This is a genomic window from Thalassotalea marina, from assembly GCF_014656435.1.
Lineage (GTDB): Bacteria > Pseudomonadota > Gammaproteobacteria > Enterobacterales > Alteromonadaceae > Thalassotalea_C > Thalassotalea_C marina.
The window spans coordinates 548,311-566,903 of the sequence record NZ_BNCK01000002.1; the positions used below are offsets into that span (position 1 = coordinate 548,311).

Consider the following 18,593-nt stretch of genomic DNA (forward strand, 5'->3'; position numbering starts at 1 on the left):
ACTAGATGAAAAATAGATTATTAAAAGCACTTACTTGCAGTGCATTAATACTGGTCTCGTTAGTAGGTTGTGGGGATAAACAACAGCAGGGTGATGTCGCAACATCAGCAGAGCCAGCAAAAACATATCAGTGGAAACTAGTCACCTCATGGCCAAAAAACTTTCCAGGCTTGGGTTTAGGGCCTGAAAAATTTGCCGAGTATGTTGCTGAAATGAGCGATGGCCGATTAAAGGTAAAAGTTTATGGTGCCGGTGAGTTAGTGCCTGGCTTTGAGGTATTTGATGCAGTGTCTCAAGGCACTGCACAAATGGGGCACAGTGGTGCTTATTATTGGAAAGGTAAAATGCCGGCAGCTCCAATATTTAGCGCTATTCCCTTTGGTATGACTGCAACTGAATTTAATGCCTGGTTGCATTATGGTGGTGGGCTAGAGTTATGGCAGGAATTGTACAAGCCTTTTGGTGTTGTGCCATTTGCTGGCGGTAACTCAGGAGCACAATTTGCGGGTTGGTTTAAAAAGGATATTAATAGCATTGAAGACCTTAAAGGCTTGAAAATGCGCATTCCTGGCCTCGGTGGCGAAGTACTTAAGCGAGCGGGAGCCATTCCAGTAAATTTAACTGGCGGCGAAATTTTTTCTTCACTGCAAAGTGGTGCTATTGATGCGTCGGAGTGGGTTGGCCCTTATAACGACCTAGCATTTGGCTTTTACCAAATAGCTAATACTTATTATTCTTCTGTATGGCATGAAACTGGTACTAATTTAGAGTTTATTGTGAACGAAAAGGCATTAAATGAGCTACCTAAAGACTTACAAAAAATTGTTGAAGTAGCGGCAAGGGCGGTAAACCAAAATATGCTTGATGAATATAACGCGCGTAATAATAGTGCATTACAAGTCTTGATCAATGAACATAACGTAAACGTAAAACAGTTCCCACCTGAAGTTATGCAGGCGCTAAAAGGTTATACTGACGATATTATTGCAGAGCAAGTAGCTGCTGACCCTATGTTTGCAAAAGTGTGGGCTTCTTATTCGAAGTTTTTAACAAATGCTAAACAATATAATGATTTAACATTAAAAGCCTATTACGAAAACCGTTAATTGGTTACACTACAGAAAATTTTTCAAGAGGCAGCGTGTTAAAACGCTGCTTCTTTTTTAACTGCTCGTACCTCTTGTTGCCAGAACATGAGTAAACTATGCAGCAATTTATTAAGAACAACTTATCAAAGGCAATTCTATGGTCATTCAACCGAAAATTCGTGGCTTCATTTGTACAAATGCGCATCCAGTGGGTTGTGAAGCACATGTACAAGAACAAATTGCATATGTAAAAAGCCAACCTCAACCAACAAATAAACCAAAAAATGTTTTGGTTATTGGTGCATCCACTGGCTATGGCTTAGCTTCACGTATCACCGCTGCATTTGGTTGTGGAGCAAAAACATTAGGTATTTTCTTTGAGAAAGAGCCTACTGAAAAGAAAACGGCTTCAGCTGGTTGGTATAATACAGCGGCATTTCAAAAAGCTGCTGACGAAGCTGGGCTTTGGTCAAAAAATATTAACGGTGATGCGTTTTCTCATGAGTTAAAAGCGAAAGCAATTAACGTTATAAAAGAAGAACTAGGTGAAATTGATTTAATTATATACAGCTTAGCATCACCTCGTCGTACTGATCCTGATACAGGTGAAGTGTATTCTTCTACACTTAAGCCTATCGGCCAAACAGTAACTACACGTAATTTAAATACCTCTAAACGTGTTATCGATTCAGTGACAGTTGAAGCCGCTACTGAAGAAGAAATTCAAGGTACCGTTGATGTGATGGGCGGTGCTGATTGGGAACTTTGGATCAACGCTCTTAATGAAGCTGGTGTTTTAGCTAAAGGTTTTAAAACAACAGCCTATACCTATATTGGTAAGAAGCTAACTTGGCCAATCTACGGCCATGCGACAATTGGACGTGCAAAAGAAGATTTAGATCGTGCAGCTGCTGCAATCAAAACATCGACATCAGATCTTTCAGGTGAAGCTTATGTAACGTCTTTAAATGCCGTCGTCACACAAGCAAGTTCAGCTATTCCAATTATGCCATTGTATATTTCTGCAATGTTCAAAGTGATGAAAGCTGATGGTACGTACGAAGGCACAATAGAGCAAATTCAAGCACTATTTAATGAAAACTTATATAGTGAATCACCACGTTTTGACGAAGCAGGGCGTTTAAGTCAAAACTACAAAGAATTGGAAGATTCAGTACAAGATCGCGTTCAATCGATTTGGGATTCGGTTGAAACAGAAACGATTGACGAATTGACTGATTACGTTGGATATCACAATGAGTTTTTGAAACTGTTTGGCTTTAACGTTGATGGTGTTGACTACGACGCTGACGTAAGTCCTCTTGCAGAGATAAATCATTTGATCTAAAAGTTCTAACGATAGAACAAAACAATGTTAAAAAGGCCAATCCTTAGAAAGGGTTGGCCTTTTTATTTGTTAGTAAATTGTAACAACTGAGCTTATAGTTTAAAAAAGCAGCAAAGTCGTAAAATTCTAAAGAAAAGTATTGATGCCTGATGGCGCATTTCTTAAAAAATATGCTAAAATTCGTGCCAGAATATTTTAACTTAGAGCCGGTGGATGCTTTTTATTAACTTTTGTTAACAAAAAGATTTTCTGCTGAAATACACTGAAATCAAATGTTTTTTCACTTAGGTGCTTTTAACTACATGATTTAAAAGTATTTAGGTGAGAAAATTATTGGTTTTATACTCCCGTCAAAGTAGTGCAAGTGTTTATGATTACAATAAAAAAAGGTCTGGATGTTCCTGTAACAGGTGCTCCCCAGCAAGTAATCCATGATGGTCCGTCCATCAAAACCGTTGCTACGCTCGGTGAAGAGTATGTGGGTATGCGTCCAACCATGCATGTACGTGTGGACGAACGCGTTAAAAAAGGCCAGGTTCTTTTTGAAGATAAAAAGAACCCAGGCGTTAAATTCACAGCTCCAGCTGCAGGTGTAGTTACAGAGATTAACCGTGGTGAAAAACGTGTCTTGCAATCAGTTGTTATCAAAATCGATGGCGATGAACAAGAAACTTTCACTAAGTTTGCAGAAAATGAGTTAAACAGCATTTCGCGAGAAACTGTTGTTACTAACTTAGTTGATTCTGGTTTGTGGACTGCATTGCGCACTCGTCCATACAGCAAAATCCCTGCAATCGATAGTACACCTAACGCTATCTTTGTTAGTGCAATGGATACTAATCCATTAGCTGCTAACCCAGAAGTGATTATTAATGAACAGGCAGAAGCTTTTAAACATGGTTTAACGATTCTTAGTCGTTTAACTGATGGTAAAGTGTTTGTTTCAAAAGCACCTGGTGCAAACATCCCAACTACAGGCAATGAAAGTGTGAACGAATTTGCTGGCAAGCACCCTGCGGGTCTTGTTGGTACTCATATTCACTTTTTAAATCCTGTTGGTGGTGACAAGTTTGTTTGGCATCTTGGTTATCAAGATGTTATCGCTTACGGTAAATTCTTTACCACAGGTGAAATCGACTCAACACGTGTTGTCGCTTTAGCCGGTCCAGAAGCGAAAAACCCTCGTTTAGTGCGTACCGTTGTTGGTGCTAGTACTGCTGAACTTACTGAAAATGAAGCAAATGATGTTGAAACTCGCATTATTTCTGGTTCTATTTTACAGGGCTCTGAAGCAGCTGGTGTTCACGCTTATTTAGGTCGCTACCACGTTCAAGTAGCAATCTTGAAAGAAGGTCGCGATAAAGAGTTTATGGGCTATTTGTACCCAGGTCCAAATAAATTCTCTGTAACTCGTGCTTATATGTCGCACTTGTTCCCAAGCAAATTATTCAACATGACAACGACAACTAACGGTAGTTCTCGCGCTATGGTGCCAATTGGCAATTATGAGCGTGTAATGCCATTAGACATATTACCGACCATGTTGTTACGTGATTTATGCGCAGGTGACACTGATGGTGCACAAGCATTAGGTGCACTAGAGCTAGACGAAGAAGATTTAGCGTTATGTACGTTTGTTTGTCCAGGCAAATCAGACTACGGCGTATTACTTCGTGATTGTCTAACCACAATTGAGAAGGAAGGTTAGTCATGGGCTTGAAAAAGTTTATTGAAGATATCGAACCGCATTTTGAAAAAGGCGGTAAACATGAAAAGTGGTTTGCTTTGTATGAAGCAATTGCTACTGGTTTATTTACACCAGGTTATGTAACCAAAGGTAAAACACACGTTCGTGATAGCATCGATTTGAAGCGTATCATGATTACTGTGTGGCTTGCAGTTTTCCCTGCAATGTTTTTTGGTATGTATAACATTGGTTTTCAAGCAACTGAAGCATTAGCTGCTGGTTATTCTTTACCAGATTCTTGGCAAGTTGGTTTATTCCATATGCTAGGTGGTGAACTAACAGCTGACGCTGGTTGGTTTACAATGATGCTTTATGGCGCATGTTTCTTCCTACCAATTTATGCAGTGACTTTCGCTGTTGGTGGTTTTTGGGAAGTATTATTTGCCGCTGTTCGCAAGCATGAAGTTAACGAAGGTTTCTTCGTAACATCTATCTTATTTGCGTTAATCTTGCCAGCATCTATTCCATTGTGGCAAGTAGCTATCGGTATTACTTTTGGTGTTGTAATCGCTAAAGAAATATTTGGTGGTACAGGTAAAAACTTCCTTAACCCTGCGTTAGCGGGTCGTGCCTTTTTGTTCTTTGCTTACCCTGCAGAAATTTCAGGTGACTCAGTTTGGGTTGCTATTGATGGTTTCTCTGGCGCTACTCACTTAGCTGCGGGCGCTTCGGCTGTTCCTGGTGCTATTGATTACAGCATGAACGAGCAGTGGTGGAACGCTTTCTGGGGCCTAATTCCTGGTTCAGTTGGGGAAGTATCAACAGCGGCTATCTTATTAGGTGGTGCGTATATCCTTTATAAAGGTATTGCATCATGGCGCATCGTGTTAGGTGTGTTTGTAGGTATGGTGTTAACGTCATTCTTATTTAATAACATTGGCAGTGAAACTAATGCACTATTTGCTATGCCGTGGTACTGGCACTTAGTCGTTGGTGGTTTTGCCTTTGGTATGATGTTTATGGCAACAGATCCAGTGTCAGCCTCATTTACTAATAAAGGTAAATATGTTTTTGGTGCCCTTGTTGGTGTGATGGTAGTGTTAATTCGTGTAGTTAACCCTGCATTCCCAGAAGGTATGATGTTAGCTATCTTGTTTGCTAACTTGTTTGCGCCATTGTTTGACTACTTTGTTGTTCAATCAAATGTTAAACGGAGGCTTGCACGTGTCGGCTAATAAAGAAACATTTAGCAGAACGGTTATATTTGTATTTGCAGTGTGTTTAGTATGTGCTGCTTTAGTATCAATTTCAGCTGTTCAATTAAAGCCTTTGCAAGTAGCCAACAAGCTACTTGACCAGCAAACTAAAATTTTAGAAGCGGCTAGCTTACTAGAAAAAACAGACGGTACTTCAAAATCAATTAAAGCGACTTATGCACAGTATGTTGAAGCACGCATGATTGATCTAGATTCTGGCGAATTTATTGAAGGTGATCCTAACCTTTTTGATGAACGTCGTAACTCTCGTGACGTGACTAAGTCAGAAAAACTTGAAAATGATATTGCGGGTATTAGCCGTCGTTCTCATGATGCTGTTATTTACATTGTAAAAAATGATGCAGGTAACGTTGATGCTGTTGTATTTCCTATTGTAGGTTCAGGCCTTTGGGATTTAATGTATGGCTTCGTTGGTCTTGAGTCTGATTTAAATACTGTACGTAACGTTATTTACACTGCAGAAATGAAAGAGACTCCGGGCTTAGGTGCTGAAGTACTAAACCCTAAGTGGAAAGCATTATGGCCAGGTAAGAAGATCTACAACGACAACTTTGACGTTGCGGTTCAACTGGTTAAAGGTGGTGTTAAACCAGGTAATCCAAATGAAATCAACCAGGTTGATGGTTTATCAGGTGCAACGTTAACAGCAAATGGTGTTACTAATACCTTAAGATTCTGGTTTGGCGAACAAGGTTATAAGCCATTTATCGCTAAAAACCGTGATGGGGGGCTTAAATAATGTCTGCAGGCAATAAAAGCGTATTAACGAAACCAATCGTTGATAATAACCCAATTGCTTTACAAGTATTGGGTATCTGTTCTGCGCTAGCGGTTACCAGCTCTATGGTAAATGCGTTAGTAATGTCGCTGGCGGTAATATTTGTAACAGGTTTCTCTAACTTGTTTATCTCTATTATCCGTAATCAAATTCCATCAAGTGTACGTATCATCGTACAGATGGCGATTATTGCATCACTTGTAATTGTAGTAGACCAAGTGCTTAAAGCATTTTCATACTCACTATCACAAGAACTAGCGGTTTACATTGGCTTGATTATCACTAACTGTATCGTAATGGGTCGTGCTGAAGCTTTTGCTATGAAAGAAAAGCCAGGCGTGAGCTTTATGGACGGTATTGGTAACGGTCTAGGTTATGGCTTTATCCTTCTTACGGTTGCATTTTTCCGTGAACTATTTGGTTTTGGTACTGTTTTTGGTGTAGAGATTTTACCTCTTATTCAAAACGGTGGTTGGTACCAAGCAAATGGTATGTTGGTATTGCCATTCAGTTCATTCTTCGTCATTGGTTTGATCATTTGGGCAATCCGCCAGTGGAAACCAGAGCAAGTTGAGAAGGACTAAGCAATGGAACATTATTTAAGCATTTTTATTAAAGCCATCTTTATTGAGAACATTGCTTTATCATTCTTCTTAGGGATGTGTACATTCTTAGCTGTATCTAAGAAAGTGAGCACAGCGATTGGTCTTGGTGTAGCGGTTGTTGTTGTTTTGGGTATTGCGGTACCTGCAAACCAAATTATTTATCAAGCGATTCTTGTGCCAGGCGCATTAGATGGATTGATGGGAATAACTGATCCTGCTGAGTCTATTGATTTAAGCTTCTTATCATTTATTACCTTTATCGGTGTTATTGCGGCACTTGTTCAAATTCTAGAAATGGTTTTAGACAAGTACTTCCCGCCGTTATATAACGCGCTAGGCATTTTCTTACCACTAATTACTGTAAACTGTGCGATTTTCGGTTCAGTTTCGTTCATGGTTGCTCGTAACTACACATTAGGTGAGTCAGCTGTGTACGGTATTGGTTCTGGTATTGGTTGGGCATTAGCTTTGATTCTTCTTGCGGGTATCCGTGAGAAAATGAAGTACTCAGATGTACCAGCTGGCCTTAAAGGTTTGGGTATTACGTTTATCACTTCTGGATTGATGGCATTTGGCTTTCTTTCGTTTGGTGGTATTTCGTTATAGTAAGATTAACGTAGGAAGCGACTTGTTCGCTTCCTCAAGATAAGTGCTAAGGAAAAGTCGATGGAAATTATTCTCGGCGTATCGATGTTTACAGCCATAGTTATTGCACTTGTTTTGGTGATTTTAGTTGCCAAATCTAAGTTAGTATCTTCTGGTGATGTAACCATCTCAATAAATGGTGACCCGAGTAAAGCGGTTACTACAGCAGCGGGCGGCAAATTGCTTGGCGCACTAGCTGATAAAGGTATTTTCATACCGTCTGCATGTGGTGGCGGTGGTACTTGTGGCCAGTGTCGTGTACACGTTCATTCAGGTGGTGGTGACATTTTACCTACTGAACAATCACATATTACTAAGCGTGAAGCAAAAGAAGGCTGTCGTTTATCATGTCAGGTAGCTGTTAAGCAAGACATGGATATTGAACTTGAAGATGAAATCTTCGGTGTTCAGCAGTGGGAATGTTCTGTTATCTCTAACGATAACAAGGCAACGTTCATCAAAGAGCTAAAATTAGCGATTCCTGATGGCGAGTCTGTTCCATTCCGTGCCGGTGGTTATATTCAAATTGAAGCACCTGCGCATCACGTTAAGTATAAAGAATTTGATATTCCTCAAGAATATCGTGGCGACTGGGAGCGTTTTGGCTTCTTCGATATTGAATCTAAGGTAGACGAGCCAACATTGCGTGCATACTCAATGGCTAACTACCCAGAAGAAGAAGGCATTATCATGCTTAACGTGCGTATTGCTACGCCGCCACCTAACAACCTTTCATTACCTGCAGGTAAAATGTCTTCATTTATTTGGAGCTTAAAAGAAGGTGATAAAGTGACTATTTCTGGTCCATTTGGTGAATTCTTCGCTAAAGAAACTGATGCAGAAATGGTATTTATTGGTGGTGGTGCAGGTATGGCACCAATGCGTTCTCATATTTTTGATCAGCTTAAGCGATTAAAATCTAAGCGTAAGATCTCTTTCTGGTACGGTGCACGTTCTTTACGTGAAATGTTCTATGAAGATGACTTTAACGGCTTAGCGGCAGAAAATGACAACTTCAATTGGCATGTTGCGCTTTCAGACCCTCAACCAGAAGATAACTGGGACGGAATGACTGGCTTTATTCACAACGTATTGTATGAAAACTACTTACGTGACCATGAAGCACCTGAAGATTGTGAGTACTACATGTGTGGTCCTCCGATGATGAATGCTGCGGTTATTGGCATGCTGAAAGATCTTGGCGTTGAAGACGAAAACATCTTATTAGATGACTTCGGTGGCTAAGCAAAGTTTTAAACCGTGTGTTTAAAAACAAAACATTAAAAGAGTGGCTTTGGCCACTCTTTTTGTTTTTGTACCCCGCAGAAATGCGATAGAATATCGCGCAATTTTATAAGTCTTAATTAAGTTGGAGCTCTCCATGCGTTTTTATAAGTTGGCGGCGACTTTCATCGCGCTAGTTTTTATACAAGGGTGTTTTCCAAGTAATGATCTGGATAAAAAGCAGGTTCATTTGCAAGGGATAACCATGGGCACAGTTGGCTATAACGTCAAATATATAGAAATGCCTATAGAAGGTAATAAACAAATACCTGCGCAAAAAGATGTCCATCAAGGTATCGAAAATATATTGGTGAAATTGAATCAAGATATGTCCAATTGGATCCCCGATTCAGAACTATCTAAATTCAATGCTCACAGCTCTACTGAGCCAGTAGAAGTATCAGAAGGTTTACGTCGGGTTATTGCCGAGTCTATTCGCTTAGGTGAGCTTAGTGAAGGCAAATTAGATGTTACCATTGGACCATTAATTAATCTTTGGGGGTTTGGTCCTGAAAGTCGACCTGAGAAGGTACCTTCTGATGAAGCTATTTTTCAAGCGAGATCTCGTTCTGGGATTAATAATCTAGTATTAAATGGCAACATGTTGTCTAAAGGTATACCTAACCTTTATGTCGATCTATCAACGATTGCTAAGGGGTATGCTGTTGACCTTGTAGCAGAATATTTAGACTCAATTGGTGCACATAACTACTTAGTTGAAATAGGTGGTGAATTGCGTGCAAAAGGCTTTAAACATACTGGTGAGTTATGGTCTGTGGCGATTGAGCGTCCAGTAACTACTGAACGAGCAGTTCACCAAATTATTATTCCAAAAGACAATGCTATTGCTACGTCTGGCGACTATCGTAAATATTTTGAGTCTGACGGACAACGATTCTCACATCTTATCGATCCACATACTGGTAAACCAATTAACCATAAACTTGTTTCTGTTACGGTCATACACCCATCGTCTATGACCGCTGATGGCTTGGCGACGGCAATGATTGTTATGGGGCCTGACAAAGCGTATCAGTTTGCTCAGGAGCATAAAATTGCCGCTTATCTGATTTCTAAGACGGAAAATGGCTTTGTTGAGCAATCTACGGTAAACTTTATGCCGTATTTGAAGTAGGGCAGTTGGATTTAAGGGCTTTATCCATGACCATGTTTTTAGTGACCTTAGGGTTTTTCTTGCTTGTCGTCGCGGCTATGGCGGTTGGCTATATTTTTCAACATAAAACTTTGGCAGGAAGCTGCGGTGGGCTGGGCTCAGTTGGCATCGACAAGGCGTGTAACTGCGACAACCCTTGTGAAAAGAGACAAGAGCGAGAGCGACAAGCATCGTTGAAAGAAAATCAAATTGATATCAAGAATATTTAATTAAAAAGCGGCAATAGCCGCTTTTTTTATATCTAGAATAAACTTTTCGTATTTACATTTTTAGATGTAAAAAATATACTGTGTATAAATACAGTTGTTAGGTTTGTGCTATGCGTAAAATAATTCACATTGATATGGACTGTTTTTATGCTGCTGTAGAAATGCGCGACAATCCCGAGCTGCAAAACCGACCTATCGCGGTTGGCGGCAATTCAGCACGTGGTGTTCTCAGTACGTGCAATTACCTTGCTCGCCAATTTGGTTGTCGTTCGGCTATGCCAAACCATCAGGCGAAAAAGTTATGCCCAGATCTCATTATTGTTAATGGCAGAATGGAAGTTTATAAAGCCGTTTCTCAGCAAATAAGAGAGATATTCGCCAAATACACAGATAAAATTGAGCCTTTATCTCTAGATGAAGCTTACTTGGATGTATCTGACTGTGAATTGTTTTCTGGTAGCGCTACGTTAATTGCACAGCAAATCCGCCAAGAAATATACGAGCAAACAAAGCTGACCGCCTCTGCAGGTATTGCACCTAATAAATTTTTAGCCAAAATAGCGAGCGATGAAAACAAACCTAATGGTCAATGTGTTATATCGCCTGACAAGGTTGCTGCATTTGTCGAAAATTTACCATTGCGAAAAATACCTGGTGTTGGTCCTAAAACCGCAGAGCGTCTTGCAAAACATGGATTTAACACCTGTAAGGACGTCAGGGCTAGTAATATCCTTTATTTACAAACTCTGCTCGGTAAACAAGCGAGCTCTTTGTTTCATCGAAGTTTTGGCCGAGACGATAGGGAAGTGCAAGTATCACGAATAAGAAAGTCACTGGCGGTTGAAACAACGTTGGCGCAAGATATCATGTCAATTGAAGAGGTTAAGCGGGTTATGATGAACTTACTGCCCAAATTAACTCTTAGATATAAAAAGCTTGAGGGCTATCCTATTGTTAAACAGGGCGTAAAGCTAAAGTTTTCTGATTTTAACCAAACAACCGTTGAAATGCAGAGTCAGACGATTAATGAGCAAAACTTCTTAACTTTATTTAGCAAGGCATTAACACGCGCCAATTTCCGGAAAATAAGGTTAGTGGGGTTAACTCTTGGTTTTGCAGATAAATCGCAATCACATAGCGAGCAGGCACAATTAACTCTGCCTATTGTCTAAACTGAGTTTCCTATTGTGTCTTGCCAGTTTGAAATACCAACAAAAACAAAATGAAACACCAACTTTACGAATAAAGGTTTTCTTTTTTAAATTGGGAAAGATGAGTTTGTTTTTTTACGGATTAAAAAAAACGCCCATCAGGGCGTTTTTTAGAGATAGTATTAATCAGGTAAGGTATCAAACGACAAGGTGTTGTTTGAACTACTGTAACTTATTAGGCGTTGGTAATCCGGTGATATAAGCGTGTCAATAGAGCCTGTGGTGTGAATTACATGCCAAAGGCTTTGTTGTGCGCTATTAAATTTCGCTAATGAAAATCCATTTGCGCTATCAAATCGATAAAAGTACACATTGTCACTGGAATCTGTTGCTACTCTAATACTTGATACTACTGGAGTATTGTAAAGTACTCCCTGATCTGTAAATACAGTGCCATCAAATGTTGACCATTCAGATAACACGCTCGCACTATATACATTAGTACCATCATTACTAGCAGAAATGTTTCTAATATTGTTATTAAACGAAGTGTTTAAGTAGCTTATTTTGTTGCTCAATGTTAGTGGAGTTTCTGCAACAGAGTTGTAGTTCAAATCATATTGAAACACGGTATTATTTAAGCTGTTGAAGCTTAATACACTGTCTGTATTTTTAATATCGTAAAACTGGTTAGAAATAAAAGCACTTTCCGATTGCCACCATAAACTAGTTAAATTCAGGTCTGCAAATTCTTGCGCTTGTGTAACTACTACTGCTTGCCCTGAAATCATGACTATTGCCATTGGACGATAGCTATTATTGATTGTCACTTGTTCTTCAGGTAACTGTGTCAAGGTAAACGAAGTTAGGTCAATTTTATAATGATTAACTCTGCTTTGTTCTTGGCCATCGGCATCTTGGTATGTTTCTAGGTTAGATACTAATAATAAAGAACCATCAGGGTGAATAACTAAATTAGTTAAATCAATATCAGTTAACGGTGCACTGACCGTTTTTACTATTGTGCCATCATAGATGTTGATCGCGTTAATGTTATGACCAGAGGCGATGTACAAATAAGGGCGAATAGGATCTAATGCTGTGTTTAAACGCGTATTATCGTTGTTAACACTGATATCATTAATGACTAACTCTTCACTTTGCTCGTCACTTTTGTGTAATGTTACAGTTATCTCATCACCTTGAGCACTTTCACTTTCGTCAGAAGAAATGATAATAGTAGCAGTATGAATACCTTGTGTTAGCGCACTTGCGTCTGCAGAGATATTTAACGTATTTTGTGCTGGTTCAGCGTTCAAGGTAATCCAATTTGCTGCTGTAGTTGCTGACCAGCTTAACCCATTATCATTTCTATTATTTAAAATGGTTACAGTGTGGCTCAAGGTATTAATGTTAGCCATTTCATTAAAAGCTAATGCTGGATAATTACTACTAAAACGTAAAGCATCGATATTAACGGCTACAGTGATTGTTTTTGAAGCACCGCTGATTATATCTCTTACTACAACTTGTGTGTAATAAGTGCCTGGCGCTGTTAGTTGTCCGTCTAGCAATGCTAATGTTAGGGTGAGTGTTTCTCCCGTAAATGCAGTATCAACTGACAACCAAGGAGCAGATGTCACTAGTTGCCACTCACTGGATAACCCATTAATCGTTACGCTTTGTGCGTCAGGTGTTTGTGCATTAACAACGGTATTGAAATTGACATTTTGTTCCGAGCTTTGTAGTTGCTCGACATTTAATAATTCTATTTGTTGAGCATTTACTGAATTGATAATCAACCTGCTACCATCGGCTGAAAATTGCAACGAAGCCGGTTGTTGGCCATTGGTTTCAAAAGTGTGTACCAGTTGTTGTGATGCATTGTAAAGGTCTAAATAGAAACCTAAGCCTTGAGCTGCACGTAAAAAGTAAGCTCTGCCATTTAATGATTTCACAAGGTTTAACGTCGTGGCATTTTCTGTTTGTTCAAGCAAACCATGGTCGGTGAAAGTTGTACCGTCAAAGCTTATCCATTCGCTCGTTGGGCTTACCAAATACAAGCCTCTATCATGATCGTCAGCGACAAAACTAGATATTGCTTGCCCGTCTTCTAATAAAGAAGGTTTATGTTCATGGGTTTGCTCAAGTGATATAGCTTGTTTAGTGAAGTCATTAACTGTAGCTACATATCTCTTAAAACTAAATGCATTTACATCTAACGCATAGATACTTTGTGCGTGTTTTGCTTGGTCGATTTGCGAGGCAAAATATGCGTTGTTTTCATCCCAGAAAATACGTTTTAAGTTTTCATCTGCAATTTCTAATGTTTGAGAAATAACAAAATGGCGTCCGTTAACCGAAATAAACTTCGCTGGCTCATATTCTAACTCTGCTTCAGTCAACTCAATGACACTGTTGGCGATCAAGTCTATTTTATACCTAGCAACAGTTTGAGACGTAGTTCCATCATCTGCGGTTATTGATGTTGTTGCTCGTGCTAGTAAATATCGTCCTTCTGGGTGAATTAATAACTGATCGATAACGGCACTTTCGTCAGCAATGGATAACGAATATACAAGTTCGCCGGTATATACATGATAAGTTGCGATGTGGTTATTTTCTGCCGTATAAAAATGCGGTAAATAAGGTGATACTGCAATAGAACCAAGAGTAATGTTCTTTTCTGTGATGGCTTGGTTGTCGGTATTTTCACTTGTTTGGTAATAGGCTACTTGAATGGTTTCTGAGGCAACCTCTTGGTTAATACCACCGCCGTTGTTTAGTGCGTTAACAGTGACTGTTGCTTGGTGTAGGCCGTCATTAAGCGCGACGTCTGCAGCCTTAGTAATAGTGATTTGATCGCTGTTATTAGGTGAAATTTCGACATCCAGCCAATTTTCGTTAGACGTGACGGCTAGATTTAAAGCCCCACCAATATTAGAGTCGATAGTGACTGTTTGTGATGTCACGTTAATATTTCTAGTTTTAGTAAGGCCAATTACTGATTGATTAGTGAAAACATAGTGCTGATCTATCCCAAGTTCCACTGGAATGATTTTTGTGCCACCACTTGTTGTTTCTGTCAGTGTTAAACTAGCTTGAAGCAATTGCGGTTGGTTAAAAGCGGAAGGGTCAGCGGTAATAGTAACCGAGCCTTCACTTTCTCCTTGGCTGTTGTCAATAGTAAGCCAATTGGCGTCAACACTAGCGGTCCAAGTGTTATTACTATCAGTGGTAATGTCGATTGTTTGAGAAAGGGGAGAGACTTCACCTAAGGTTGTTTTAAAACTAATTGACTCTTGAGTCGTCGTTAATTGCCATACGACTAGAGAAATATCTATGTCGTGGTGAGCAAGATTGACATCATTAACATCGCCTGTTGAAAGTCGCAACTTGGTTTGGTAGCGGTCAGGCACAATATTTTCAGCATTAATGACTTTTAGTTCTACAGTTGCACTCGTGGCGGTTACATTTTTGGTTGAGTAACTTAGCCAGCCTACAGCTTGCGAGTCGGGTGCAAAACCCAGTAGTAAACCATTACCGTTAAAAGTAACATCTACTTGGTAAGTATCGTCGGATACCTTCAAAAATTCATTGCTAAAACTTATTTCTGAAGTATTTGCGGAGATAGTGAAATTCTGTGAGTTTTTATTAGAACTTCCGCCACAGGCCTGCAACGTTAATACAAGAATTAAAGTGACAGTAAAACGAATGAAATGAATTGAATATTCCTTCATATAGTTCCCTATTATTGTTAACTGCTTATCAGGTAGCTTAAATATTAATATTAATATTTTGCTCTATCCCAGGACTAATGTAAAAACTTATCACAATTTAATCATGAATTATGATTTTTTCGCCAGTAACGGGTAGAATAGTTAGATGTTTTGCACTAAATTGCCTTTTTGAATTACTGAAAGTAAAGAGTTGCGTGAATAAAGAGATATTACATGTAGGAATAGACTTGTTGTCGAGACGAGAGCACTCGGTAAAAGAACTAAACCATAAGATGTTACAACGCGGCTTTTCATCTTCAGAAATTGCAGAGGTAATTACCTTTTTGGTTGAAAATAATTACTGCAATGAGCAACGATTTGCAGAATCTGTATTTCGAAGTCGAGTGAACAAAGGCTACGGTCTGAAATATATCGAACAAGAGTTACAGCAAAAGGGTGTAGATAAAGCAATTTTACGCTTGGTTCAACAAGAGTATGCTATAGATTGGTTTGAACAAGCGGCACAAGCATATGAAAAAAAATTTGGGCTTGTGCCGATTCGCGACGAAAAAGATAAAGCCAAACGTATTCGTTTTTTGCAATATCGTGGTTTTTCGTCCTATGACATTTTTGCTTTGGTTAACGATTGAAGCAAATAGAGTAATTAATTCACATATTATAAAAATTTAGGTAAGGCTATGATGAAAACCAGTGCCGAGATCAGAAAGGCATTTTTAGATTTTTTCGCTTCGAAGCAACACCAAATTGTTTCAAGTAGTTCTCTAGTTCCTGGCAATGATGCCACATTGCTTTTTACCAATGCCGGTATGGTGCAATTTAAGGACGCCTTTTTAGGAGCCGAAAAGCGTAGCTATACCAGAGCAACTTCGTCACAACGCTGTGTAAGAGCTGGTGGTAAACACAATGACTTAGAAAATGTTGGTTATACTGCCAGACATCATACTTTCTTTGAAATGTTAGGAAACTTTAGTTTCGGCGACTATTTTAAAGAAGATGCAATTGGTTATGCTTGGAACTTTTTAACTGAAGTTTTAATGCTACCTAAAGAAAAATTATTAGTGACTATTTATGAAACCGATGATGAAGCGTTTGATATTTGGTCAAAAAAAATAGGCATTCCTGCTGAAAAAATAATTCGTATTGGTGACAAAACGGCAGGTAAAAAATACGAATCAGACAATTTCTGGTCTATGGGTGATACAGGCCCGTGTGGACCTTGTTCTGAGATCTTCTACGATCATGGTGAACATATTTGGGGCGGGCCTCCAGGATCACCTGAAGAAGATGGCGACAGGTTTATTGAAATTTGGAACTTGGTGTTCATGCAATTTAATCGTCATGAAGATGGCACTATGGAGCCTTTACCAAAACCAGCAGTAGATACAGGAATGGGCTTAGAGCGTATTTCCGCCATTATGCAAAATGTGCATAGCAATTATGAAATTGATATCTTTCAAGGCTTAATTAGTGATACCGCAGCATTATTATCTTGTGATGATTTAGAAAACAAATCTTTGCGTGTGATTGCCGACCATATACGCTCTTGTAGCTTTTTAATTGCTGACGGTGTTATGCCATCGAATGAAGGACGAGGTTATGTACTTCGCCGTATTATTCGTCGTGCTATTCGTCACGGTCACAAATTAAATGCAAAGGGGCACTTCTTCCATAAATTAGTGGCTTCTTTAGCTCAGCAAATGGGAGAAGCGTATCCTGAACTTGTTGAACAACAAGCTGTCATTGAAAAAATTCTAAGAATTGAAGAAGAACAGTTTGGTCGTACATTAGATCGCGGTATGTTATTACTTGAAGATATTTTATCTAATCTTCAAGGTGACACCATTAATGGCGACGACGTGTTTAAGCTTTATGATACTTATGGCTTTCCAGCCGATCTAACTGCTGACATTGCTCGTGAACGTCAATTGAAAATTGACCAAAATGGCTTTGACGTCGCGATGGGTTTACAACGTGAACGTGCACAACAAGCTAGCCAATTTGGCACTGATTACAATGAAAAATTGAAGTCTGATAAACATACGTCGTTTAAAGGCTATACCAACAATAGCTTTTCAGCGACTGTTGTTGAGCTCTTTAACAGCACGGGCTCAGTTAATGAACTGCAAGAAGGTGAACAAGGTGTTGTGGTATTAGACAACACACCATTTTATGCCGAATCTGGTGGCCAAGTGGGTGACTCTGGTGTCATCGTCACTGATGCTGGGGTATTCGAAGTACAGGATACGACAAAAGTAGGTAATGCTTTTGCCCATAAAGGTATCGCTAAAGCAAAAATTCAATTAAATGCTCGAGTCAAAGCTGAAATTGATATTGAACGCAGAGCATCAATTGTAAAAAACCATACTGCAACTCATATTCTGCATGCAGCGCTTCGCAAAGTGTTAGGGGAGCACGTTACTCAAAAAGGTTCACTAGTTGAAGCAGAGAAATTTAGATTCGATTTTTCTCATTTTGAGGCGTTAACGGCTAATGAATTAATCGAAGTTGAGCGTTTGGTTAATGCAGAAATTCGTAAGAATCATCAACGCGATACTCAATTGATGCAAATCGATGAAGCCAAAGAAAAAGGTGCTATGGCACTGTTTGGTGAGAAATACGACGATGAAGTGCGTGTGGTTACTTTAGGTGACTTCTCAGTAGAGCTTTGTGGTGGTGTTCACGTTGATCGCACTGGTGACATTGGTCTAGTAAAAATTATTTCTGAATCAGGTATTGCTGCTGGCGTACGACGTATTGAGGCAGTGTCTGGCGAAGCTGCGCTAGCATTTATTGACGCACAAGCAGCAAAACTGTCAACAATTGCATCAATGGTTAAGTCTGACGTTGCAAGTTCAGTAGAGAAAGTTGAACAAGTATTAAGTCGTACTAAACAATTAGAAAAAGAGATTGCTCAGTTGAAGCAACAACTTGCTGCTCAAGCAGGTTCTGATCTTGTGAGTCAGGCAATTGAAATAAATGGCACTAAAGTCCTTATTGCTGAATTAGATGGCGTAGCATCGAAAGATTTACGCGGCATGGTTGATGACCTAAAGGTTAAAATAGGCTCAGGTATTATTGCTCTATCTACTGCTCACGAAGGCAAAGTAGGGCTCATTGCTGGGGTAACTAAAGATCTTACTGATAAAGTTAAGGCAGGAGAGCTTGTTAACTTAATTGCTCAACAAGTAGGTGGCAAAGGCGGAGGTCGCCCTGATATGGCACAAGCAGGTGGTAGCCAGCCTGAAAACATTCCGGCTGCTATGGCTAGTGTTAAACCTTGGCTTGAAAGTAAACTTTAATCAAGTTATTTGCGTATGAAAAAGAGGCTTCGGCCTCTTTTTTTGAAACATAAAACGGTGTTTGCTGTTCTAATTAAATAGAGCAAACAGATTGGTACAGATGTTCAATACCATCGTTTTGTTAAAGGGAAGTTAAAAATAGATGTTGAAACGATGAAATATCGAATTTTATTGCAAAAATATGGTTTTTTAACTGCCAGATGGCTAGAAGCTTGCTAAAATATAATTAATTGGTTTGACATTGCTTGTGGGAGTGTTAAAGAGGATTCCCTTCTTTAAGTTCAACTGGTTTGAATGTTTTGCGTTTA

Annotated in this window: 14 protein-coding genes; 13 read left to right on the forward strand and 1 reads right to left on the reverse strand. The window is 39.3% G+C overall.

Annotated elements, in window-relative coordinates; all coding sequences use genetic code 11:
- Positions 1–5: 5 nt before the first annotated feature.
- From IE199_RS05730 to dinB, 11 genes are all read left to right on the forward strand, one after another.
- Complete coding sequence (locus tag IE199_RS05730) at positions 6–1,106, forward strand: TRAP transporter substrate-binding protein (protein ID WP_189768163.1); 1,101 nt, start codon at positions 6–8, stop codon at positions 1,104–1,106.
- A gap of 139 nt (positions 1,107–1,245) precedes the next feature.
- Positions 1,246–2,436 (forward strand): enoyl-ACP reductase FabV, encoded by a 1,191-nt coding sequence (fabV, locus tag IE199_RS05735; RefSeq protein ID WP_189768165.1) that lies wholly within the window; start codon positions 1,246–1,248, stop codon positions 2,434–2,436.
- Between the two features lie 370 nt (positions 2,437–2,806).
- Positions 2,807–4,144, forward strand: coding sequence for a Na(+)-translocating NADH-quinone reductase subunit A (locus IE199_RS05740; protein WP_189768167.1), 1,338 nt, complete (start codon positions 2,807–2,809; stop codon positions 4,142–4,144).
- A gap of 2 nt (positions 4,145–4,146) precedes the next feature.
- Entirely contained in the window at positions 4,147–5,358 is a 1,212-nt protein-coding gene (locus IE199_RS05745; RefSeq protein WP_189768168.1) for an NADH:ubiquinone reductase (Na(+)-transporting) subunit B, read from the forward strand.
- Positions 5,348–6,139 (forward strand): Na(+)-translocating NADH-quinone reductase subunit C, encoded by a 792-nt coding sequence (locus IE199_RS05750; RefSeq protein WP_189768170.1) that lies wholly within the window; start codon positions 5,348–5,350, stop codon positions 6,137–6,139. Before IE199_RS05745 ends, IE199_RS05750 begins: the two co-directional genes overlap by 11 nt.
- Positions 6,139–6,762, forward strand: coding sequence for an NADH:ubiquinone reductase (Na(+)-transporting) subunit D (locus IE199_RS05755; RefSeq protein ID WP_189768172.1), 624 nt, complete (start codon positions 6,139–6,141; stop codon positions 6,760–6,762). Before IE199_RS05750 ends, IE199_RS05755 begins: the two co-directional genes overlap by 1 nt.
- A gap of 3 nt (positions 6,763–6,765) precedes the next feature.
- Positions 6,766–7,389 (forward strand): NADH:ubiquinone reductase (Na(+)-transporting) subunit E, encoded by a 624-nt coding sequence (nqrE, locus tag IE199_RS05760; RefSeq protein ID WP_189768174.1) that lies wholly within the window; start codon positions 6,766–6,768, stop codon positions 7,387–7,389.
- Between the two features lie 60 nt (positions 7,390–7,449).
- Positions 7,450–8,673 (forward strand): NADH:ubiquinone reductase (Na(+)-transporting) subunit F, encoded by a 1,224-nt coding sequence (gene nqrF / locus IE199_RS05765; protein WP_189768176.1) that lies wholly within the window; start codon positions 7,450–7,452, stop codon positions 8,671–8,673.
- Positions 8,674–8,809: 136 nt separating this feature from the next.
- Entirely contained in the window at positions 8,810–9,847 is a 1,038-nt protein-coding gene (locus tag IE199_RS05770) for an FAD:protein FMN transferase (protein ID WP_189768178.1), read from the forward strand.
- A 26-nt stretch (positions 9,848–9,873) separates the two neighbouring features.
- Entirely contained in the window at positions 9,874–10,095 is a 222-nt protein-coding gene (gene nqrM, locus IE199_RS05775) for a (Na+)-NQR maturation NqrM (protein WP_189768180.1), read from the forward strand.
- A 110-nt stretch (positions 10,096–10,205) separates the two neighbouring features.
- Positions 10,206–11,267 carry a DNA polymerase IV gene (dinB, locus tag IE199_RS05780; RefSeq protein ID WP_189768184.1) on the forward strand — a complete coding sequence of 354 codons (1,062 nt, stop codon included), beginning with the start codon at positions 10,206–10,208 and terminating at the stop codon, positions 11,265–11,267.
- Positions 11,268–11,428: 161 nt separating this feature from the next.
- Here the strand turns inward: dinB and IE199_RS05785 are convergent, their stop codons facing one another.
- Positions 11,429–14,986, reverse strand: a complete 3,558-nt coding sequence (locus IE199_RS05785; RefSeq protein ID WP_189768185.1) for a BACON domain-containing protein — start codon at positions 14,984–14,986, stop codon at positions 11,429–11,431.
- A gap of 194 nt (positions 14,987–15,180) precedes the next feature.
- On the opposite strand from IE199_RS05785, the gene IE199_RS05790 reads away from it, so the two are divergent.
- Both IE199_RS05790 and alaS read left to right on the forward strand, forming a co-directional pair.
- Positions 15,181–15,615 carry a regulatory protein RecX gene (locus IE199_RS05790; RefSeq protein WP_189768187.1) on the forward strand — a complete coding sequence of 145 codons (435 nt, stop codon included), beginning with the start codon at positions 15,181–15,183 and terminating at the stop codon, positions 15,613–15,615.
- 48 nt (positions 15,616–15,663) lie between these two features.
- Entirely contained in the window at positions 15,664–18,285 is a 2,622-nt protein-coding gene (gene alaS, locus IE199_RS05795) for an alanine--tRNA ligase (protein WP_189768189.1), read from the forward strand.
- The last annotated feature ends 308 nt before the right edge of the window (positions 18,286–18,593 follow it).

Excerpts from the sequence above, each read along its gene's own strand:
- IE199_RS05730 (WP_189768163.1), top strand. The coding sequence starts at position 6 with ATGAAAAATAGATTATTAAAAGCACTTACTTGCAGTGCATTAATACTG.
- fabV (WP_189768165.1), top strand. The coding sequence starts at position 1,246 with ATGGTCATTCAACCGAAAATTCGTGGCTTCATTTGTACAAATGCGCAT.
- IE199_RS05740 (WP_189768167.1), top strand. The coding sequence starts at position 2,807 with ATGATTACAATAAAAAAAGGTCTGGATGTTCCTGTAACAGGTGCTCCC.
- IE199_RS05745 (WP_189768168.1), top strand. The coding sequence starts at position 4,147 with ATGGGCTTGAAAAAGTTTATTGAAGATATCGAACCGCATTTTGAAAAA.
- IE199_RS05755 (WP_189768172.1), top strand. The coding sequence starts at position 6,139 with ATGTCTGCAGGCAATAAAAGCGTATTAACGAAACCAATCGTTGATAAT.
- nqrE (WP_189768174.1), top strand. The coding sequence starts at position 6,766 with ATGGAACATTATTTAAGCATTTTTATTAAAGCCATCTTTATTGAGAAC.
- nqrF (WP_189768176.1), top strand. The coding sequence starts at position 7,450 with ATGGAAATTATTCTCGGCGTATCGATGTTTACAGCCATAGTTATTGCA.
- IE199_RS05770 (WP_189768178.1), top strand. The coding sequence starts at position 8,810 with ATGCGTTTTTATAAGTTGGCGGCGACTTTCATCGCGCTAGTTTTTATA.
- nqrM (WP_189768180.1), top strand. The coding sequence starts at position 9,874 with ATGACCATGTTTTTAGTGACCTTAGGGTTTTTCTTGCTTGTCGTCGCG.
- dinB (WP_189768184.1), top strand. The coding sequence starts at position 10,206 with ATGCGTAAAATAATTCACATTGATATGGACTGTTTTTATGCTGCTGTA.
- IE199_RS05785 (WP_189768185.1), bottom strand. The coding sequence starts at position 14,986 with ATGAAGGAATATTCAATTCATTTCATTCGTTTTACTGTCACTTTAATT.
- alaS (WP_189768189.1), top strand. The coding sequence starts at position 15,664 with ATGATGAAAACCAGTGCCGAGATCAGAAAGGCATTTTTAGATTTTTTC.